This window comes from Empedobacter sp. UBA5924 (assembly GCF_002431085.1).
Classification (GTDB): Bacteria; Bacteroidota; Bacteroidia; order Flavobacteriales; family Weeksellaceae; genus Empedobacter; species Empedobacter falsenii_B.
Window position 1 is genome coordinate 39722 of record NZ_DJDM01000036.1, and the last position, 18890, is coordinate 58611.

An 18890-nucleotide genomic window follows, 5' to 3' on the forward strand; every position below is an offset into this window, starting at 1 on the left:
ATGATTTACGTAGTAATAGCATTTTTGTGGGTTGCCATCTGTTTATATTTAATTTTAGGTGGAGCAGATTTCGGTGCTGGAATTGTCGAATTATTCTCTGAAAAGAGTTACAAAAAACGTACGCAGAAGATTATGTACAATTCGATTGGACCTATTTGGGAAGCAAATCATATGTGGTTAATCATTGCCATTGTAATTTTGTTTGTCGGTTTTCCTAAGGTTTATGCAGATGTTTCTAATTATTTACATATTCCGTTAGTGATTATGTTGTTAGGAATCATAGCGCGTGGAACATCGTTTACGTTTAGAAATTATGATGCAATCAATGATAAATGGCACAATCTGTACGATGTCATTTTTACCTATTCAAGTGTTGTGACGCCTTTGTTTTTGGGAATAATTGCAGGATCTATCGTTTCAGGAAGTATTGATGATAATGCATTTTCGTTTCAAGATGCATATATATTTTCGTGGCTAAGTTGGTTTAATTTTTCAGTTGGAATTTTTACTGTTGTGATTTGTGCTTTCTTGGCTTCGGTTTATTCAATTCAAACTGTTAAAAACGAAGAAGATAAAGTGATTTTAAGAAAACGTGCGAAGCTTTATACAGCTTTAATTTTTGTTGCTGGTGCATTGGTATTTGCAGTTTCACTTTGGAAAAACATTCCATTATTTAGTTGGATAACATCAGAAATTTACGGTTATATCGCAATTGCAATTGCTTCAATTTCGATTGTATTATTACTTTCAGCCTTAAATAAAGCGAAGGATTCTTTGTTGAAAGTTTACGCAGGAATTATTGTGATGATGATTTTATTTGCGGCAACTTATTCGCATTTTCCAAATTTGGTATTATTTAAAGATGGTTCAACATTATCTTTATTAACAGATTACGGTGCGTTGAGTACGATAAATATGTTAGCTTGGGCATTATTACTCGGCTCGATATTTATTTTACCATTCTTGTTTTACTTGATTTATTCATTCAATCAAAAACAAAAAATATAAATATCCGTTCCAAATTTTATTACAAACATACTTGTTTGTAATGTTTGTCAAGAAGATTTTATTACAAACACATCTGTTTACAATCAACTGAGTCCTCGGGATAGGATAAACATAGCTGTTTGTAATTAACCGAGCCTTAGAAAAGAACAAGTGAATTTGATAAATGAAATAAATCTATTTAAATCTTTAGAACAAGGATGATAAGAGAAGAGCCTTATTTCAATTCGAAATAAGGCTCTTTTATTTTAATTATGTTTTGCTTGCCATTCAGCAATTTCTTGCTCATTCAGCAAACAAGAGTTTAATTCTTGTGTAACTTTTTCTTTATCCAAACCTTGTCCAATGAAAACAAGTTCTATCATTCGATCTCCCCATTCTTTCGACCATTTGGCTTCAATCGTTTTTTGATTAAATTGATACGCTGCAAACTGAATTCTTTCGTCATATGGCATCGAGCACCACCAAGCCCCCGCAGGATCAATTCGGATACTACCACCAGCTTGACTCAAGAAAATAGCTTCATCAGGACGATTTGCTAACCAAAATAAACCTTTTGAACGGTAAATTGTTGCTGGAAAATTATCATTCAAATAGGTTAAAAAACGTTCTGCATGAAATGGAATTTTTTGTCTGTAAACAAAAGAAGTCATTCCATATTTTTCTTCCAAATGATCGTGGTGTTCGTGTGTACAATGTTCGCCACATTCTTGATCATGGTCGTGATGATGGTGATGGTGATGTTCCTCTTTTTCTTGCTCTTCTAATAATTTTACCCAGGCGTCTATATCCTGAATTTTTTCGAAATCGAATAGATTGGTATTCAAAATTTCAGTTAATTCAACGTGAGAAAAACTTGCAGGAATTATTTTAGCAGAAGGATTTAATTTTGTCACAAACGCTTCAATATTCATCAACGTTTCTTCTTCAACCAAATCCATTTTATTTAGAATAATCACATTCGAAAATTCAATTTGATCGATTAAAAGATTTACAATCGGACGATTATCGTCTCTATTTTCTGTGAAACCACGATCAAAAACATCTTCATCAGTTCCTAAATTTTTGAAGAAATTATAAGCGTCAACTACAGTTACCAACGTATCTAAACGCGCAACTTTTGGCAAATCAATTTTACCATCTGGCGAAACAAAATCCAATGACTGCGCAATAGGACCTGGATCAGAAATACCAGAACTTTCGATAACCAAATAATCATATTTCCCTGATTGTGCCAACTTCTCTATTTCTACGATCAAATCTTCTCGTAATTCACAACAAACGCAACCGTTGCTTAATTCAACCAATTTTTCATCCGTTTGAATTAAATCATTTTCGCGAGAAACCATTTGCGCATCAATATTTACTGCGCCCATATCGTTCACGATAACTGCTACTTTTAGTCCTTTTTTATTGTGTAATATATGATTAAGAAGTGTCGTTTTTCCGCTTCCAAGAAATCCAGAAAGTACCGTTACAGGTAGTCTATTTTTCATAATTTATGCTTAAAAATATGCTACAAAGTTACGTTTTTATCACGCAAATTTTTGTGTAGAATCATCTATAAATTTTATAATGTTCTGTTAAGAATTTAATAATAAATCACTGTTAGAAAGATTTCTTTTATTTTTGTTCAAAATCAAATAAAATAATGTTTGTTTATAGTGTTATCACGTCAATAATTATTTCAATCGTACTTGAAATTTACCTGTATTATAATTTTAAAAAATTCATTCAAAATAAGTATATTCTTTTCGGGAATATGCTTTTGTGGTTACTTGTTTTGGGTAATTTTGGATATAATTTAATCTTTTTTGATCGTAATGTCGGTCAAACGCAAACGACAATGTGGGCAACAGGTCTGTTTATGTTGTTTGGTTTTCCGCGATTGATTATGTTTTTATTTTTTCTTGTTCAAGATATTTTTAGAGGATTTGGTTGGCTATTTAATCGTGCAACAAATCATCCAACAAAAGAAGATTCTTATTTACCTTCTCGCCGAAAATTTGTAATGATTTCTGGATTAACAGTGGCTTCAATACCTTTTTTTAGTTTGATTTATGGAATGACAATTGGAAAATATAATTTCAAAGTAATCAAGAAAAAATTGGCTTATCAACGTTTACCAAAATCGTTTGACGGTTTCAAGATTTTACATATTACAGATATTCATTCGGGAAGTTTGGATAATCGAGAAAAGATAGAATATGCAGTCGATTTAATCAATCAACAAGAGTTTGATATATTGTTATTTACGGGAGATATTGTGAATAATTTTCATTGGGAAATGGACAAATGGTACGATGTTTTTTCGAAAATAAAACAAGCGCCGCATGGTAATTTTGCAGTGTTAGGAAATCATGATTATGGTGAATATTCGGATTGGAAAACGGAGGAAGAAAAGCAAGATAATTTTGAGAAAATCAAAGCGATTTTCCCTAAGATTGGAATGAAATTATTATTAAATGAAAACCGATTTATTACAAAGAGTGGTGAAAAAATTGCGTTGATTGGCGTTCAGAATTGGGGAACACGATTTAAGAAATTAGGTGATATTGATGTAGCTTCGAATTATGTAAATGCAGAGGATTTTAAAATTGTAATGTCACATGATCCTTCGCATTGGAACGAAATTTTGAAGAATCATCCCAAACATTTTGACTTGACTTTGTCTGGACATACGCATGGAATGCAGTTGGGAATTGAAGTTCCGAAAATTGGTTTGCGTTGGAGTCCTGCGCAATATGTGTATCCGCAATGGGCAGGATTTTATGATTTTGAAGGAAAAATTATCAATGTAAATCGTGGTTTTGGTTATCATTTTTATCCTGGAAGAGTTGGGATTTGGCCAGAAATTACGTTAATAGAATTGAAATCAGCATAGAATAGTAGGAAAAAGCAATCAAAATTTTTGGTTGCTTTTTTGATGTATATCAATTCTGAAAACAGATTTTTATCGGATTATTGTCATAAAAAAAGAAATAATATGAATGAAGAATTAATTCCTTTACTGGTTGTAAAAAATGAATCAACTTCACGCTTTGAGTTGAATGTTGATGGATACATCGCTTTTATAGATTATAAACAAGAAGATGATATCATCAAATTGATTCATACCGAAGTTCCTGAAGAATTAGGAGGAAGAGGTGTTGCGGCTGCTTTGGTAGAAAAAACATTGGTTTATTTGGAGGAACATAAAAATCCTTTGTTTCCGTATTGTCCTTATGTGTATGCCTACATCAAAAAGCATCCGGAATGGAAACGAATTGTTCATCCTAAATTTCCGAAATATAACGAATTGTAATCAGTTAACGAAATGAGATTATAACAAGAAATGTGACCCGATAAAGGTCGCATTTCTTGTTATATTTTTGAAAAGCAATTTTTATTTAAGCTTTGTGATGATCATCATCGTGCGTATATGTTTGTTCAATTGCCACGTGTCCTTCCCATTTATCAACCGCAACAGTCGATAAAGCATTTCCAAGAACATTCGTCATCGAACGAGCCATATCACAGAAATGGTCGATAGGTAAAATCAATGCGATTCCTTCTGGCGGAATTCCAAACATCGAACAAGTTGCAACCACTACAATTAATGAAGCCCTTGGCACACCTGCAACACCTTTTGAAGTAAGCATTAAGACCAATAACATCAAAATTTGTTTCTCGATCGGCATGTGAATTCCATAAACTTGCGCGATAAATAACGACGCAAACGTCATGTACATCATTGATCCATCTAAATTGAAGGAATATCCGAGCGGCAAAGTAAACGAAATAATTTTCTTTTGCGCTCCAAATTTTTCTAATTCTTCTACTAATTTTGGGAATACAGCTTCTGATGAAGTTGTAGAGAAAGCGATTAATAAAGGCGCTTTGATATGTTTTAATAAGTCGATTACTCGTTTTCCTAAGATGAAATATCCAACCAAAATTAAAACAGCCCAAAGAAGTAAAATACCAATTACAAAGGCGATTAAATATTTAACATAAAGTAAGAATATTCCGAATCCGTACGTAGCAATAGCAGCAGAAATAGTTCCTAAAACTCCTAATGGCGCAGTCCACATTACGTATCCAACCATGATTAAAACGATATGTGAAATTTTGTCTAACGCTTTCGTAATCATTTCTCCTTCTTTTCCATAAGCTGCCATTGCGACACCAAAGAAAATAGAGAAAACAACGATTTGTAAGATTTCATTCGTTGCAAATGATTCGAAAACAGATTTAGGAATCATGTGTGTAATGAAATGTTCTAATGTAAGCGAAGCTTGACCTTTTAATAAATCTTGAGCAGAACTTGAATCGATTTCAATGTTCAATCCTTCTCCAGGTTTCATTACATTGATAACAATAGCACCAATCACCAAAGAAGTAAGTGAAGCTGTGATAAACCACCCCATTGCACGTCCACCAACACGTCCAACCATTTTCATATCGTCCATTTTAGCAATACCAACTACTAATGTTGAGAAAACTAAAGGCGCAATAATCATCTGAATAAGACGAATAAAAATAGTACCAAGAAGTTTTATGTTAGTCGAAAATGTTTTAATAAATTCTGGCGAGGTATTATAATGTACATATCCTCCAAGCGCAACCCCGATAAGAAGGGCAATAATAATAGCTATAAAAAGTTTATTGTTTTTCATTATGCGATTTTAAACTTTTCCAAAACTACTATTTTTTAGCAAATTATTAAGAATATAAATCAATTTATACACCAAATAAAATATAAAACCCTTTGTATGTAGTGTTTACAAAGGGTTTTCTTTATGGTGTATTGAGTACTATTCTGGTTGTTTGAACGGAATTTCTTGATTTAAAATCTCTTCTATTAATGTTGACATCGGTGCGGTAGAATTTTCGACAATCGAATAATCGATGGTTGTATTTTTATCAACCGAAAGTTTAATTAAATCTTTATTTGGAAATTTGATCGGATAAATACACAATTCAATGTCTTTATTTAGATTTTTTTTGTCTGCATAAAATAAATGAGCATAGAAAATTAATTGCAATTGTTTGGCTTTATCTTCTTTTTTGTAAACGGTTTCTATTTCTTCGGTTTTAACCGAAATATCTTTCGCATAACCAGTTTTGTAATCAATAATTCGAGTTTGATTATTGACAGAATCAATTCTATCAATCACCCCTTTCAGTTTTACAATTTTGCCATTTGTAAGTGTAAAATCAACTTCGAGCTTGCTCTCCAAAGCTCGAATAACAAATTCATTTTCTTTTGCAGTAGTTGTATCTTTAGACAAAACGCCATCTACAATTCGCTCTGCAATTTTATAAATCAAATAATTTGGTCCTTTATCTAAATGCCCATCTTTATATTCTTTGCTAAAATGTTTTTGTAAGGTTTTATCTTTTATTTTTTCGATATTTTTGAAATCATTTTCATGCAAAATATGTCCAATATAAGGCGTGTACAAATCCTCTAAAGCTCCGTGTACAATGTTTCCTAACGTTCTTGCGCTTACAATTTCTTCGGCTTCTTCGACTTCATTTACATTAAAAACACGTTGTTCATAAAAATCTAACGGATTGCGTAAATATGTCGAAAGTGAAGAAGGTGAAATTCCATATTCAGCCCAATTTTGAAGTTTAGCCATTGTTTCGTCAGTTTTAGGAACAATGATTTCTTTCAAAGGTTTTGTAACAAAACTTGGAGCAGCAAAAGTTTCTTTCACTTCGTGATTACTTTCAAATTTGATTTGAGCCAAAAAGCGAGATTTTTCTCCAGAACCCATTCCGTCAGCTTCGGTATCGTACACGAAATAAGCGTTTTTCGCACGCTGAATCAAACGATAAAAGTGATATGCATAAATCGAATCATTTTCGGTAAATGTATTCAATTTCATTTGTTTGCGAATGTCATACGGAATAAATGTATTGTTTTGTCGTCCCAAAGGCAAAATTTCGTCATTCACAGAAGTCATGATAATATTATCGAAATTCAATAAACGAGTTTCCAATAATCCCATCAATTGTAAACCTTTCAAAGGCTCTCCAATAAAGGAAATTGTCTCGGAAGAAACGATTTTATTGTACAATAAAAACAAGGTTCTGTAATCTTTGATATCATCAACACTCAACAAATTTTCGTGCAATTGATTGAAAACTTTTTTGAAAAAGAACAAATATTCTTTTGTCAACAAATCGTTCATCGAAGGATGATGCAGTAATTCGTCTGTCCAATTTTTTAGATGATGAATAAATTCAGTGATGCTTTTCGGAATATGAAAAATAGATTTAAAGATTGATTCTCTTAAGGCATTTTGAATCGAATTTTGAGAATTAAATATTCTATTTTGTAAACGAATATCACCGATTAATCTTCGACTTTCTTCTGTGCTAAAAAGAGATAATGTTTTATTTTCAAGAATTTGTAAGACATTTTTGAAATAAAACATGGTTCCTTTTCCTAACTTCTCCCGATTCATTTGCAACTCAAAAATTGATTTGAAAAATTGCGCTAACGGAACAGAACGTAACGGAATTCCCATCGAAATGTTGAGATGTGTGATATTTTCGGGCAACGAATTGAGAATTGCTGGTAAAATAGATTCATCAGCCAAAATCAACGCGGTATTTTTTATCTCATCTTCGTTGAGATTTCTAATTAAATCTGCAATATATTTTGCTTGTCCAACTTGTTTTGCAACACCAATTGTCTGTAAATTTTTTGGTCTCGAAAATTCATCAACCACCCAATTGATAGGTTTTATTTTTTCTTTGTATTTTCTTAGAAAAGAACCAGCTTCTTGATTCGGATTTTCGTAATAATATTTATCTGCATCCCAATATAAAGTGGCTAATTTTTCTTTTTCTAATCGAAAAATTAGTGCTTGTTCTGCTTTTGTCAAGGCATTAAAACCAGCAAAAACATAATGTGAAGTTCTGTTTTCGACAATCTCTTCAACCTTTTCACTTGCGATTCTAAAAACCATCCCAGCATAACCTTCTTTCGAATCCAACAGATCTTGTTGTAATTGAAAATATAATTTTGAAACAATTCCCCAAAACGTTAAGTGATTTTGAATGATTTCATTTTTCCCAATCTCAATTTTTCCATCTCCCCATTGACTAATTCGTTCTACCGAAATCAAATAGTCTAAAACTTTATGCGCAGGTTGCAAAGAAGCATCGATATCATCGAAATCTTTCAAAACAGTTGGTCCCCATTTGATAAAATCTTCGAAAGAATCAGGCTTGTCAACGATTTTTTTATAGGCTTGATACGCTTTGAACCATAGATTAATTCCAGAAATAATTTCTAAACCAGAAAGTTCGCTCATCAATTCTTCGATACTTTTCATTTGTGGAAGAATGATATTTTGCGCTTGACGCTGAAATTCTTGTTTGAAGAATAACATGGGACGTTTTCCTGGTAAAACTAAAGTGGTGTTGATAAAGTTTTTTTGATTTTGGACTAAATCTTTTACAACATTTTCTATGAATTGAGCCATTTTGAAATTTTCTTTCGTTGAGTTGTTGTAAAAGTAAGGATTTTGAGAGACAATTCGTGGCGTTGAATTATTTTACTTCTTGAACTTTTTCTTGAAATAATTTTTCAAAAGTTTCAGTGATTTTATCCTCAGACATTTTTGTAGCAACAAAATATAATATGAATCCAAAAAATAACATCGGAATAGAAATTAAAGGTAAAAAATTATGAATTCCATTAGTAATAATTTGAAAAAGTGAGATTATAAAAAATAAAGTCACAATACTTATCCAAACAATGAAAAATATTGAAACAAAAGAGTTTAATTCTAAATTGTAAACAATAGTGGTTTTATTGTCGTTGGTATTGAAATGACCAATAATTTGAGGATTAAAACTATTTCGTCCGCTAATCGTTTTCATCAAATTGAAATGATCTTTATAAACTATCCCTTCAAATTCATATTTACTTTTAGAAAAACGAATTCTTTTTTCTTCTGTATTATCATTTAGTATTTTAAAAACTTCTTGTTCAGAAAGATTTGTCGTTATTTGATATGTTTTATTTTTGAAAAGCATAAGTTAAATATATAAAAAAAGCGACTAAAAATATTTAGTCGCTAATATAATATTGAAAAAACAAATTCTTATTTAATCACTCCTAATTCTTTACCAACTTTTGTAAAAGCAGCAATTGTATGATCTAATTGCTCTTTTGTATGTGCAGCTGATAATTGTACACGAATACGTGCTTTGTCGCGAGGAACAACAGGGAAAAAGAATCCGATTACATAAACACCTTCATCTAATAATTTGTCTGCCATAACTTGAGATAATTTCGCATCGTACAGCATAACAGGTACAATTGCAGCATCACCTTCTGGAATATCAAAACCAGCAGCAACCATTTCTTTGCGGAAATATTCAGCATTCCACATTACTTTATCGCGTAAAGAAGTATCTTTTTCTAACATTTCTAACACTTGTAAAGCTGCACCAACAATTCCAGGAGCTAAAGAGTTAGAGAATAAATATGGACGAGATTTTTGACGTAACATTTCGATGACTTCTTTTTTACCAGAAGTAAATCCACCCATTGCACCACCTAAAGCTTTTCCTAAAGTAGATGTAATGATGTCTACACGTCCCATTACTTCGTTGTGCTCATGTGTTCCACGTCCAGTTTTTCCAATAAAACCAGTTGCGTGAGAATCATCAACCATTACCAAAGCATCGTATTTATCAGCTAAATCACAAACACCTTTTAAGTCTGCAACGATACCATCCATAGAGAAAACTCCGTCTGTTACAATAATTTTGAAACGATGATTTTTTTCTGAAGCTACAATTAATTGAGCCTCTAAATCAGCCATATTATTGTTTTTATAACGATAACGAGCAGCTTTACATAAACGAACACCATCAATAATAGAAGCGTGGTTTAATTCATCAGAAATAATAGCATCTTCTTCTGTAAACAAAGGCTCAAAAACACCACCATTTGCGTCAAAAGCAGCAGCATATAAAATCGTATCTTCCATTCCTAAGAAATTAGCGATTTTTTTCTCTAATTGTTTGTGTACATCTTGCGTACCACAAATAAAACGAACCGAAGACATTCCGTATCCGCGGTCATCTAACATTTTTTGAGAAGCTGAGATAACGTCTTTATTATCAGATAATCCTAAATAGTTGTTCGCACAAAAATTAAGTAATGTTTTACCATTTTCTAATGTAATTTCTGCACTTTGAGGAGAAGCAATGATGCGTTCTTTTTTGAATAATCCTTGTTCTTCTAAATCATTCAATTGCGTTTGTAAGTAGTTTTGAAATTTATCGCTATACATAATAAATCACTTTTTGTTTTGATATGTTTCATACAAATATAAATGTTTGCGGGCATATTTTTCGTATTTTTGTGAGATATAAAAATTTAAATTAAGTGGATTTTATTATATTATTTTTGTTCTCGGTACAATATTATTTTTTAGCTAAGTTTTTTAAGAAGAACAAAGTTAAAACAATTCTAAGTGTTATTGGAATGTATTTTTTTGGAATTGTTCTATTAGTATTTGCATTAGTGGCTCTTAAAGTAACTAGTATAATTGATATTGATATCATGAATCCTGTTGAATTGAGTAAGTCAAAATTTGTTTGGATTGGAGAAACAATTATTTTTCTATTTATTGGTGTTTTCTATTACTATCATCTTAAACGTAAATGGACAATGGAAATGTTTTCTGCAGATATCGAAAAGCGTAAAGATGAAATTCTACAAAATTTAGAAGTTAATCAAAAAATAAATCCAGTAAAATTGGACGTTTATCCTCATTTTCATACGGTTAATGAAAAAAATATTCATTTGGTTCAACCTTTAGCAAATGAGATTTGGAACGAATGTTACAAAGATTTATTATCCCAAGATCAAATCAATTATATGATTGATATGATGTATAATACTGACAAAGTAAACGAAGGAATTGCAAATGAAGATGTTTGGGAAATCCTGAAAATTGATAATGTTCCGTCTGGTTATTTGCATTACAAATTAGATGAAAATAATACTGTTTTCTTATCCAAAATTTACTTGAAAGAGTCTAATCAAACCAAAGGAATTGGACAATTGATGTTGAATAGAGTTGTAGATTATGCGCGAGAAAAAGGAGCAAAAGCTGTTCATTTAACAGTGAATAAACACAATGCGAAAGCAATTCGTTTTTATGAGAAAAATGGTTTCAAGAATATGGAATCAAAAACATTTGACATTGGAAATGGATACATTATGGATGATTATATTTATCAGAAATCCATTTAAAAATAAGGTTTTAATCAAAATATAAAGTCATTACGGTTTGTAATGGCTTTTTTTATGTTGTAAACAAAGTGTCTAGAACCAAGCTGACTTAATTCGTAATGTCGTGAGGTTGATTTAGTTTTTAAAGTGATGAGAAGCTGAATTCAATTCAGCTTGACATTTTCCGCTAATTTATTATTGAAAATAGATCTTAATTTATCGGAGTCATATTGAACTTGTTTCAATATCGCATCCAGAGCTTAGAACTGTTAATTCTTAATGTAAAACAAAAAGGACTTCAATTAGAAGTCCTTTTGTTATTTTTCTCTTTCGATAACGTATTTCACCATTGTTTCCAATGAATTTCGAAATTCACTTTCTGGGAATTCGTATAGTATATCTAAAGCCTCTTGGCTATATTGTTTCATCATTTTTTGCGTGTACTCAATTCCGCCGTGATCTTTTACATACTGAATAATTTCTCGTACACGTTTTTTGTCATTGTTGTAACGTTTTACCGAATTAATCAACCATTTTTTGTCTTTTTCATTCGCTGTGTTAATTGAATAAATCAACGGTAACGTCATTTTTTGTTCTTTGATGTCAATTCCGACAGGCTTTCCAATTGCATTAGAAGTGGTATAATCAAACAAATCATCTTTGATCTGAAAGGCAATTCCAACCAATTCACCAAAGCGATGCATTTTCTTCGCTACTTCTTCCGAACAACCAACAGAACGCGCACCAGCTTCACAACAAGCTGCGATAAGCGTTGCCGTTTTCATTCGAATAATCTCGAAGTATACATCTTCTGTAATATCAAGTTTTCGCGCTTTTTCGATTTGCAATAATTCACCTTCCGAAATTTCCTGTATCGCAACCGAAACAACTTCAAGTAAATCGAAATCTTTGTTTTTAGTCGAAATAATTAAGGTCTTTGATAAAAAATAATCTCCCACCAAAATAGCTACTTTGTTCTTCCAAATCGCATTAAGTGAAAAGAAACCACGACGCAATGTACTATCATCCACTACATCATCGTGTACCAAAGTTGCGGTGTGAATAAGCTCGATAAAAGAAGCTGCACGATAGGTACGTTCTTGTACTTCGCCATTTAATTTTGCAGTTAAAAATACAAACATCGGACGCATTTGTTTTCCTTTTCTACGCACGATATAATTGGAAATACGGTCAAGAAGCGAAACATTACTCTTCATCGATTCGAAGAATTTCTGTTCAAACAATTTCATTTCCTCCGCGATCGGAGCTTTAATCAAATCTACCGTGTTACCCAAAATTTAGTTTTTTAATTCGTAAAATTATTGATGCAATGTACAACCTGTTTTGCATAGAATCCTTTATAATTAAATTCCTCTCCGCTAAAACAAATTTTGTTTTCGGTTGGCAAAACTGAAATACCTTCCAATTGTCCCAACTGTGTCGTGAAGCCCAAAGGTAAACTTATTTTTTTAACTTGAGAAGTGAAGAATAACTGATTGTTATCTTTTGGCAAATCAAACCAACTGATAAACGTTAACGCTTCTTTTGTGTAGCCTAACAGATAAACTCCTTTGGTAGAACTATTTACATCAGCATCGATATAAGCAGCAGTTACAGCGTAATTTGTAGGAAAAGTTTCTAACTTTTTGGCTGCGTGTTTTTTAGAAGAGTCAATAGGAACAACATAATGAGACGTTGACATATTTGACCATTCTTTTGTAAAAATATGCAATTGATTTTGGTAGACAAAAAATGCTTCTGCGTCCCAATTTGTCGTCATATTTTTGAACTGAAAAGTTTCTTGATCTGGATAATAAAATTCTATTTTTTCAGCTTTTAATTGCTGATAAGATTTTGAATAATCGATGTTTGATTTCTGGATAAAATAAATGGCTAAATCTTTTCGTTTGCCCAAATTATTTCCAAAATCAGCAAAATAAATTCGATTATCATCCGAAGACATTTCTTCCCAATCGATATTTGGAGCATTTGTGATGAAAATAGTATTGATAATTTTACCTGTTTTTGCATCAAAACGATACAATTCTGGTTTGGAATCAGAATCGTTTAAACCCCAAAAAGAAGCCACATTTTTATCTTCTTTTTCATATTCTAAAGTCGAAATTTCGTTCAAAGTAGGCGGTAAGTTGATACTTTCCATTTTATAATCATCAATAGAAATTGTATCGATGTTTTCTACTATTTGCGCGAAAGAGAATTTAGTCAGAATCAAAAATAAAAATATGGCTAAATATTTCATTTGATTATGTTTTAATCATTTCCAGTTTTATTGGCTAATTGTCCGCAAGCTGCATCAATATCTTTTCCGCGACTACGACGTACATTTACCACAATATTGTTGGATTCTAAAGCTTTGATATAATTGTTAACTGCTTCTTCTGATGCTTGTTTGTAGATTCCGTCATCAATCGAATTATATTCGATAATATTCACTTTAGAAGGAATTTTTCGACAGAATTTTACCAATGCATCGATATCTTCTTTTTTATCATTAACACCGCCCCAAACAATATATTCGAACGTAATTCGTAAACCTGTTTGTTGGTACCAATATTGAAGACTATCCATTAAATCCGTCAACGGAAATTTAACAGAAAAAGGCATAATCACATTACGAACTTCTTCTCGAGCCGAATGTAAAGATACCGCAAGGTTAACACGTAAATCTTCGTCAGCCAGTTTTTCAATCATTTTAGGAATTCCCGAAGTAGAAACTGTAATTCGTCTTGGAGCCATTCCTAGTCCTTCTGGCAATGTGATTTTTTTGATGGCAGAAATTACTTCGTTATAATTTAACAAAGGTTCTCCCATTCCCATAAATACGATATTGCTTAAAGGACGATTGAAATAACGTTTACTTTCTTCATCGATAATCACAACTTGATCGACGATTTCGGCAGCTGTTAAGTTACGCATACGTTTTAATTGCGCTGTTGCACAAAAAGTACAATCCAAGCTACAACCAACTTGCGAAGAAACGCATGCAGTTGTGCGAGAATCAGTCGGAATTAAAACAGATTCCACAACGTTACCATCATGAAGTTTAACCGCATTCTTGATGGTTCCGTCGTTAGATTTTTGTAGAAGATCAACTTCAACAGGTTGAATTTGGAAAGATTCTCCCAATTGCTCACGTAGAGCTTTTGAGATATTCGTCATGTCATCAAATTGATGCGCATTCTTTTTCCATAACCATTCGTACACTTGTTTTGCGCGGAATGATTTTTCTCCAATCTCTTTGAAATAATCTTCAATCTCAGCTTGTGAAAGCTTTCGTATATCTTTTTTTGTTGTACTCAAACTTGTCTTATAAGATTAACATTGCATCTCCGTAAGAGTAGAATTTGTATCCTTCTTTTACAGCTTCGTTGTATGCTTTCATTGTTAAATCGTGTCCAGCAAACGCAGAAATCATCATGATTAATGTAGATTTTGGTGTGTGGAAGTTTGTAATCATACAATTTGCAATAGAGAAATCGTATGGTGGGTGAATAAATTTGTTCGTCCAACCATCAAATGCATTTAAATGACCATCTGCAGAAACAGAAGATTCGATAGAACGCATAGAAGTTGTACCAATAGCACAAACTTTTTTCTTCTCGTCAATTGCACGATTTACAAGATCAGCAGATTCTTGAGGAATAATAACTTGCTCAGACTCCATTTTGTGTTTAGATAAATCTTCAACCTCTACAGCTTGAAAAGTTCCTAAACCAATGTGTAATGTTAATTCAGCAAAATCAACACCTTTAATTTCTAAACGTTTTAATAAGTGTTTAGAAAAGTGTAAACCAGCTGTTGGTGCAGCAACAGCTCCTTCGTGTTTTGCATAAATTGTTTGGTAACGCTCTGCATCTTCTGGTTCAACATCACGTAAAATATATTTTGGAAGTGGAGTTTCTCCTAATTCTTTCAATTTTGCACGGAATTCTTCGTAAGATCCATCAAATAAGAAACGTAAAGTACGTCCACGAGAAGTTGTATTGTCAACAACCTCTGCAACTAATGTATCATCATTATCGAAGAATAATTTATTTCCGATACGAATTTTACGCGCTGGATCAACCAAAACATCCCATAAACGAGTCTCAGCATCTAATTCTCTTAGCAAGAAAACTTCGATTTGAGCACCAGTTTTCTCTTTGTTACCCATCAAACGAGCAGGGAAAACTTTCGTATTGTTACGAATCATTACATCTCCTTCGTCGAAATACTCGATAAGATCTTTAAATTGTCTATGTTCAATTTCTCCGGTGTCACGGTGAACAACCATTAAGCGAGCTTCGTCTCTGTTTTCAGAAGGGCGATCTGCTAAAAGTTCTTCAGGTAAAGTAAAGTCGAAATCGGAGGTTTTCATTTTCATAATTGTACAATTTTTTGCAAATATACGATGTCAGATACCCCTTTGTCAAGTGAATTGAGGTATTTTATGAAATTGCTAACGTTTAAATGTTTATTTTTGACGAAAGACTTATAGATATTATCAAGTTTTTTAATACTTATTTGAAAAATAAAATGAAAACGAAACTACTATTACTATCAATGTTTTTTACATTTTTTAGTTGTAATAAATCCGAACAAAAAATTGAAGAATCTGCTGAAATAGAAAAGATTGATTCTGTTGCAAAAAAAGAATCACCAGAATCAGAAATTCCGAAAGAATTGATAAAAGCACCAGATTTTTCTTTGGCTGATATCAATGGAAAACGATTTGACTTATCAGATTTCAAAGGAAAATATGTCTACATGGATATTTGGGCAACATGGTGTGGACCTTGCAAAGTTCAAATTCCTTTTATGAAAGAATTGGAAAAACAATTTCATAATGCACCAATTCATTTTGTAAGTGTTTCTTTGGATAAATTAGAAGATAAGCCAATTTGGGAAAAAATGGTGAGAGAAAATCAGATGTCTGGTGTACAGTTATTTGCAGGAAGAGAAGATAACTTTGGCTTTGATTATAAGATAGAATACATTCCGACTTTTATTATTTTAGACAAAGAAGGAAATATTATGATTGATCGCGCGCCTGCACCGATGGATTATCAAACAGGAGGAATCAATCAACAATTGGTTGATATTCTCAAAATGATGAAATAAAAAAAGCTTCCATTTGGAAGCTTTTTTTTATTATTGAGCTCATTATGCTCTAACTTTTGTTTTCAAATTAATACGTTGACCAATTTTAGGTTGTTCACCTGGTTCCATACGATTTAGTTTATATAGGTTGTTTACTTTTACACCAAAACGTTGCGAAATCGTGTACATATCATCACCTTCTTGTACTTTGTATGAATAATCAGAACCTTTTGTTTTCTTTTTTCCGAAAAATACAATTTGTCCATCTTTCAATTTAGAACCCATTTGTATTTCATTGAAATTCGCAATATCCGAAGGAACTTTGTTGTATGTTTTAGAAATAGTCGCAATTGTTTCTCCCGCTTGAGCAACAATATAAGGAATATTATTCTTGTGATTTTTAATGCGAGTTGTAGGATTTTGAGGACGAGTTTCGTAAGCAATTGTTTTGTTATTTACACTAGGCTCATTTTTCTCTATACTATTATTATTTGGTTGATAAGACGCTAATGCAATTTCTTCTTTGATTGTTTTAGATTCTTTCTTCGTTTTAGATTTCGATGAATTATTTGCCATCATCATATCATCCTGATTGTTGTATAATGTATACAATTTTGTATAAACTTCTTCTGGAGAAATCTTATCAAATTGATCTAAATTATATTTCTCAATTCTCGAAATTAATTTTGAAGCATATTTTGGATCAGTTGCATAACCAGATTTTTTCAGACCATTTGCCCAAGCGTTATAATCTGTCGGATCTAAGAAAAATAAAGCTTTGTAATAAGGTCTTAAAGCCAAAAATTTAGAATGATCTCTATAACTTTCTTCAACTGAAGAATATTTTCTAAAACATTCTCCTTTCGAATCATCATCGTGATAAATACGAGGTTTATCCAACGACCATTCTTCAGGACCTTTACATTTTATTCCAAAATGATTATTGGCTTGATCGGCTAATTTACTTTGTCCGCCTCCAGTTTCCAATAATCCTTGTGCTAACGTAATACTTGCCGGAACTTTGTAAAGTTGCATTTCTTCAACAGCTAAAATAGCATGTTTTCGAATGTAAGTTATGTCTCTACTTTCTTGTGCTTGCGTCGAAATCGTCAACACTAAGCTAAAAACGTATAACAATTTTTTCATTCTATAATATTTTTGTTCTTCTTCTTTAAAAGTTTGTTCATTCCTTCAATTCCTTGCAATCCGCCTGTATGAACCAAAAGAATTTTAGAATTATCACTAAAATAATGATTTTTAATTAATTTAAAAATACCAAAAACCATTTTTCCAGTGTAAATAGGATCCAATTGAATATGGTTAATTCGCTTGAAATCATTTACAAAAGTAATTAATTCATCCGAAACTTTCCCATATCCGCCAAAATGATAATCATTAAAAATAGTAAAATTGGTTTTATTTGTCAATTTTTCGATTTCATTTTGGATAAAATCTCCCTTTAAACTCGGAAAACCTAAAATTTTTTGATGAGGTTTCGAACTTTCAATCAATCCAGCAATTGTTCCGCAAGTTCCGATTGCCGAAGCAATAAAATCATATTCGAAACAATCATCGTACAGAATTTCTTCGCAACCTTTTATAGCAAAATCATTTGTGCCTCCTTCTGGAATAACGTAAGTGTTTGGATATTTAGTGTTTAAATGATTAATAAATTCTACTTCATCTTTTTTTCGATAATCTTCTCTGGAAATAAAATGCAATTGCATTCCACATTTTTGAGCAAAACGTAACGTAGGATTTTCATCGATTTTATCACTTAATTCTTCTCCACGAATTATACCGATAGTTTCGAAATGATGAAGTTGACCAGCTGCCGCCGTTGCTGCAATATGATTGGAAAAAGCGCCACCAAATGTTATCAATTTCTTGAAACCAAGTTTTTCAGCTTCAATAAAATTATATTTCAGTTTTCGGTATTTGTTTCCAGAGATTTCTGGATGAATCAAATCTTCTCTTAATATAGAAAGTTGAATATTTTGAGAAGTTAAATGTTTGATGTCAATGTTTTGAATTTGAGCTTTAAAATCGTTCCAAATCATTTAGATATATTTTAGAAAATTATAAAATTTTCGTTTTTTTAAATAATTCAAATTGTGTTCGTTTGCATAAGCTTCACGCTCAAAACTAATATTGCGATATGCTTTGTGTTGATCGCGATATTGAATCAATCGAATGGCATATTCAATAAAATAAAAAGGATAGAAAAAAACGACCAAAAGTTCGAGTTGTTGAATGATATGAATGGTTTCGTGATTGATTAAAACTTCATCATTTTTCAGTTTTTTATCTCTCAAAAAAATGAAAGGAAAAATGGTAATTCCAATAAAATTCTTTCGGAATAAATGACGCAAAACAACTACAAACATGATTTAGGTAATTCGATTTTATTGCAAAATTAATCAATCTGAAAAGATATTGATTTAAAAAGCGTTAAAAAGCGTAAATTTAGAAGAAGTTTCGCAAATAATTATCATACCAAAATTAATGATAGTTTATAGATAAAAGTTGT

General features: G+C 31.8%; 17 protein-coding genes. 5 read left to right on the forward strand and 12 right to left on the reverse strand.

Going from position 1 to position 18890, the window contains the following annotated elements; genetic code table 11:
* Positions 1-1008, forward strand: coding sequence for a cytochrome d ubiquinol oxidase subunit II (locus tag B3792_RS10385; protein WP_284583858.1), 1008 nt, complete (start codon positions 1-3; stop codon positions 1006-1008).
* 245 nt (positions 1009-1253) lie between these two features.
* On the opposite strand, the gene B3792_RS10390 is transcribed toward B3792_RS10385, so the two are convergent.
* Positions 1254-2501, reverse strand: a complete 1248-nt coding sequence (locus B3792_RS10390) for a GTP-binding protein (protein ID WP_284583857.1) — start codon at positions 2499-2501, stop codon at positions 1254-1256.
* Positions 2502-2767: 266 nt separating this feature from the next.
* Here B3792_RS10390 and B3792_RS10395 point away from each other — a divergent pair, with 266 nt between their 5' ends.
* The gene (locus B3792_RS10395) at positions 2768-3889 is read left to right on the forward strand and encodes a metallophosphoesterase (protein WP_311394751.1); all 1122 of its coding nucleotides are present in this window, start codon (positions 2768-2770) and stop codon (positions 3887-3889) included.
* A 102-nt stretch (positions 3890-3991) separates the two neighbouring features.
* On the forward strand, positions 3992-4309 hold the full coding sequence (locus tag B3792_RS10400) for a GNAT family N-acetyltransferase (RefSeq protein WP_125350400.1): 318 nt from the start codon (positions 3992-3994) through the stop codon (positions 4307-4309).
* An 85-nt stretch (positions 4310-4394) separates the two neighbouring features.
* On the opposite strand, the gene B3792_RS10405 is transcribed toward B3792_RS10400, so the two are convergent.
* The 4 genes from B3792_RS10405 to kbl all read right to left on the reverse strand — a co-directional run bounded on the left by B3792_RS10405 (position 4395) and on the right by kbl (position 10313).
* On the reverse strand, positions 4395-5663 hold the full coding sequence (locus tag B3792_RS10405; RefSeq protein ID WP_291069538.1) for a dicarboxylate/amino acid:cation symporter: 1269 nt from the start codon (positions 5661-5663) through the stop codon (positions 4395-4397).
* 138 nt (positions 5664-5801) lie between these two features.
* On the reverse strand, positions 5802-8489 hold the full coding sequence (locus tag B3792_RS10410) for a PD-(D/E)XK nuclease family protein (RefSeq protein WP_291069539.1): 2688 nt from the start codon (positions 8487-8489) through the stop codon (positions 5802-5804).
* A 67-nt stretch (positions 8490-8556) separates the two neighbouring features.
* A complete protein-coding gene (locus B3792_RS10415) occupies positions 8557-9045 on the reverse strand; it encodes a hypothetical protein (RefSeq protein WP_219034190.1) in 489 nt (162 codons plus the stop codon).
* A gap of 68 nt (positions 9046-9113) precedes the next feature.
* Positions 9114-10313: a glycine C-acetyltransferase gene (kbl, locus tag B3792_RS10420; protein WP_125350209.1), complete on the reverse strand. Its 1200-nt coding sequence runs from the start codon at positions 10311-10313 to the stop codon at positions 9114-9116.
* 194 nt (positions 10314-10507) lie between these two features.
* Here kbl and B3792_RS10425 point away from each other — a divergent pair, with 194 nt between their 5' ends.
* Positions 10508-11281 (forward strand): GNAT family N-acetyltransferase, encoded by a 774-nt coding sequence (locus B3792_RS10425; protein WP_280037923.1) that lies wholly within the window; start codon positions 10508-10510, stop codon positions 11279-11281.
* Between the two features lie 296 nt (positions 11282-11577).
* Here the strand turns inward: B3792_RS10425 and B3792_RS10430 are convergent, their stop codons facing one another.
* Genes B3792_RS10430 through queA form a run of 4 tightly spaced genes read right to left on the reverse strand, consistent with a single transcriptional unit; the run spans position 11578 to position 15638 of the window.
* The gene (locus B3792_RS10430) at positions 11578-12510 is read right to left on the reverse strand and encodes a polyprenyl synthetase family protein (RefSeq protein ID WP_180906365.1); all 933 of its coding nucleotides are present in this window, start codon (positions 12508-12510) and stop codon (positions 11578-11580) included.
* Between the two features lie 56 nt (positions 12511-12566).
* The gene (locus B3792_RS10435) at positions 12567-13520 is read right to left on the reverse strand and encodes a hypothetical protein (protein WP_286495588.1); all 954 of its coding nucleotides are present in this window, start codon (positions 13518-13520) and stop codon (positions 12567-12569) included.
* An 11-nt stretch (positions 13521-13531) separates the two neighbouring features.
* On the reverse strand, positions 13532-14581 hold the full coding sequence (rlmN, locus tag B3792_RS10440) for a 23S rRNA (adenine(2503)-C(2))-methyltransferase RlmN (protein ID WP_038336309.1): 1050 nt from the start codon (positions 14579-14581) through the stop codon (positions 13532-13534).
* Between the two features lie 7 nt (positions 14582-14588).
* On the reverse strand, positions 14589-15638 hold the full coding sequence (gene queA, locus B3792_RS10445; RefSeq protein WP_038336356.1) for a tRNA preQ1(34) S-adenosylmethionine ribosyltransferase-isomerase QueA: 1050 nt from the start codon (positions 15636-15638) through the stop codon (positions 14589-14591).
* 158 nt (positions 15639-15796) lie between these two features.
* Here queA and B3792_RS10450 point away from each other — a divergent pair, with 158 nt between their 5' ends.
* Positions 15797-16381, forward strand: coding sequence for a TlpA family protein disulfide reductase (locus B3792_RS10450; RefSeq protein WP_181816294.1), 585 nt, complete (start codon positions 15797-15799; stop codon positions 16379-16381).
* A gap of 42 nt (positions 16382-16423) precedes the next feature.
* Here the strand turns inward: B3792_RS10450 and B3792_RS10455 are convergent, their stop codons facing one another.
* The 3 genes from B3792_RS10455 to B3792_RS10465 are packed head-to-tail and all read right to left on the reverse strand — an operon-like array spanning position 16424 to position 18747.
* Positions 16424-17506, reverse strand: a complete 1083-nt coding sequence (locus B3792_RS10455) for a glucosaminidase domain-containing protein (RefSeq protein WP_291069542.1) — start codon at positions 17504-17506, stop codon at positions 16424-16426.
* The gene (locus B3792_RS10460) at positions 17503-18420 is read right to left on the reverse strand and encodes a 1-aminocyclopropane-1-carboxylate deaminase/D-cysteine desulfhydrase (RefSeq protein ID WP_038336312.1); all 918 of its coding nucleotides are present in this window, start codon (positions 18418-18420) and stop codon (positions 17503-17505) included. The genes B3792_RS10455 and B3792_RS10460 overlap by 4 nt, the downstream gene beginning before the upstream one ends.
* The gene (locus tag B3792_RS10465; RefSeq protein ID WP_038336313.1) at positions 18421-18747 is read right to left on the reverse strand and encodes a hypothetical protein; all 327 of its coding nucleotides are present in this window, start codon (positions 18745-18747) and stop codon (positions 18421-18423) included. It lies immediately after the preceding gene.
* Positions 18748-18890: the final 143 nt, after the last annotated feature.